The sequence below is a fragment of the Nocardioides sp. CPCC 206348 genome (genome assembly GCF_048654705.1).
In the GTDB taxonomy this organism is placed as follows: Bacteria; Actinomycetota; Actinomycetes; order Propionibacteriales; family Nocardioidaceae; genus Nocardioides.
Genome location: NZ_JBMCZA010000155.1, coordinates 31,622 through 34,364 on the forward strand (window position 1 = coordinate 31,622; position 2,743 = coordinate 34,364).

The 2,743-nt window shown below is 73.0% G+C and carries 3 protein-coding genes; all 3 read left to right on the forward strand.

Annotated elements, in window-relative coordinates:
* Positions 1 to 725: FGGY-family carbohydrate kinase (locus ACOADB_RS11030; RefSeq protein ID WP_378598156.1), on the forward strand; the 725-nt coding region annotated here is incomplete at its 5' end.
* Entirely contained in the window at positions 722 to 1,885 is a 1,164-nt protein-coding gene (xylA, locus tag ACOADB_RS11035) for a xylose isomerase (RefSeq protein ID WP_378598158.1), read from the forward strand. The genes ACOADB_RS11030 and xylA, both read left to right, overlap by 4 nt.
* Positions 1,878 to 2,743: ROK family protein (locus ACOADB_RS11040; protein WP_378598160.1), on the forward strand; the 866-nt coding region annotated here is incomplete at its 3' end. The genes xylA and ACOADB_RS11040, both read left to right, overlap by 8 nt.

Genomic DNA, 2,743 nt, shown 5'->3' on the forward strand with positions numbered 1-2,743 from the left:
TGGCCGCCGCTCTCGGCCTCGGCCTCGGTCCCGACGACGTGCTGGTCTCCATCGGCACCTCGGGGGTGGCGTCCACCGTGGCCGCCCACGCGGTGGCCGACGGCACCGGGACCGTCACCGGCTTCGCCGACGCCACCGGCCGCTACCTCCCGATGGTGACCACCATGAACGCCGCCGGGATCCTCGACCTGCAGGCCCGTCTGCTCGGTGTCTCCCATGCGGAGCTGGCCACCCTCGCGCTGGCCTCGACACCCGGCGCCGGCGGCGTCACCCTGTCGCCCTACTACGGCGGCGAACGCACCCCCAACCTCCCCGCCGCCACCGGGACCTGGGCCGGACTGCACCCCGGCACCACCCGGGGCGACCTCGCTCGCGCTGCCGTCGAGGCACTGCTCTGCTCGCTCGCCGACGCGGTCGACGCCCTGGTGGCCCGGACCGGCGTCGAGCCCCGGCGCGTCCTGCTCGTCGGGGGAGCGGCCCGCAATCCCGCCGTCCGGGCGATCGCCCCTTCGTTGCTGGGTCGTGACGTCGTACTCCCTCAGGAGGGGGAGTACGTCGCCCGCGGGGCCGCGCGCCAGGCTGCCTGGGCGCTGGCCGGTACTGCCCACCCACCCGCCTGGCCGCTCCCGATCGCCGGGACCCTGACCGGTCCTCCGGACCCCGAAGTCCGCGAGCGCTATGCCGCGCTCCGCGACACCCTCCACCGAGATGAGGAATCACGATGAACCGCCCGACGCCTACCCCCGCCGACAAGTTCTCCTTCGGGCTCTGGACAGTGGGGTGGCAGGCCCGCGACCCGTTCGGCGACGCCACCCGCGCACCGATGGATCCCGTGTACGCGCTGGAGAAGCTGGCCGCGATCGGTGCCTACGGCGTGAACTTCCACGACGACGACCTGATCCCGTTCGGGTCCGATGACGCGACCCGGGATGCCATCATCGAGCGCTTCCGCAAGGGCCTCGCCGAGACCGGTCTCGTGGTCACCACTGCCACCACCAACCTGTTCACGCACCCGGTGTTCAAGGACGGTGCGTTCACGTCGAACTCCCGCGACGTCCGACGGTTCGCGATCCGCAAGGTGATGCGCAACATCGACCTGGCCGCCGAGCTCGGTGCGAAGGTCTACGTCTGCTGGGGCGGGCGCGAGGGCGCCGAGTACGGCGCCTCGAAGGACGTCGGCGTCGCCCTGGACCGCTACCAGGAGGCGTTCAACGTCCTCGGCGACTACGTCACCGACCAGGGCTACGACATGAAGTTCGCCATCGAGCCGAAGCCCAACGAGCCGCGAGGCGACATCCTGCTCCCGACGGTCGGTCACGCGCTGGCGTTCATCGAGACCCTCGACCGCCCCGAGCTGGTCGGCGTCAACCCGGAGATCGGGCACGAGGAGATGGCGGGGCTCAACGCTGCTGCTGGCTACGCCCAGGCGCTGTGGCAGGGGAAGCTCTTCCACATCGACCTCAACGGCCAGAACGGACCGAAGTACGACCAGGACCTCCGTTTCGGGGCCGGCAACGTGCGCGGCGCCTTCTGGGTCGTCGACACCCTGCTCTCGGGCGGGTACGACGGTCCGGTGCACTTCGACTACAAGCCGGTGCGACCGGAGACGGATGCGGGCGTGTGGGTCTCGGCGCAGGCGTGCATCGACAACTACCTGTTCCTGCGCGACAAGGTGCGGGCGTTCCGGGGCGATCCCGAGGTGCAGGCTGCGCTCGAGGAAGCGGGCCTGCCGGAGCTCGCCGTACCCACCCTCGGTGCGGGGGAGGGCTGGCGGGAGCTCCAGTCGTGGCCGCTGCCGGACATCGAGGCGCTGGCGGCGCGGGAGGTCGCGATGGAGCGGCTCGACCAGCTCGCCCTCGAGCACCTGTACGGCGTCCGTGGCTGACGCCACCGAGTCGCTCCGCCGGCGCAACGCCGCGGCGTTGCTTCGCACCCTGCGGTACGACGGCCCGGCAAGCCGTGCGGAACTGGCTCTGCGCACCGGGCTGGCCAAGGCCACCGTCGGCACGATCGCGGGCGGCCTCGAGGAGGCCGGCGTGGTGCGCGAGCTGGAGCAGGTGCGCAGCGGCGAACGCGGCCGGCCCGGTCAGCGCCTGACGCTGGCGGACGGCCGTCCCGTCGGCGTGGGCTTCGAGGTCAACGTCGAGTACGTGTCGGCCGTGGTGCTCGACCTGGCCGGCACGCCGCGATGGCAGGTCACCCGGCCGGTGCCGGACGTGGCCGACGTCGGCGTGGCGCTCAGTGCCCTGGCCGACGAGGTCGCGGCCCGCCTGTCCGCGGACGGTCTGCATCCGGTCGGTGCTGCTGTCGCGCTGCCCGGACTGGTCGACGGCGACGACCGCACCGCGGTCTGGACGCCGAACCTCGACCTGACGGGAACGGGCGTGGCCGACGCCGTCGACGGGGTCTTCGGCTGGTCGGCCCGGACCCGGGTCGTCAACGACGCCGACTGTGCCGCCCTCGCCGAGCTGCGCCTCGGCGCCGGTCGCGGCGCGGGCCATCTGCTCTACCTCACCGGAACGGTCGGCATCGGAGCCGGCATCGTCTCCGACGGGCAGCTGCTGCGCGGCGCCCGTGGCTTCGCCGGCGAGGTCGGCCACCTGCCGATCGGCGAGCCCGGGGCGGTCTGTGGTTGTGGCCGGACGGGATGCTGGGAGGCCTCCGTCGGCCTCCACGCGCTGCTCGCGGCCGTCGGGATGGAGGAGTCCGGTACGCCGCGGGAGACCGCGGCCGAGGTGGCCCG

Bases quoted from the DNA above. Each gene is read 5' to 3' on its own strand.
- xylA (WP_378598158.1), top strand. From the start codon at position 722: ATGAACCGCCCGACGCCTACCCCCGCCGACAAGTTCTCCTTCGGGCTC.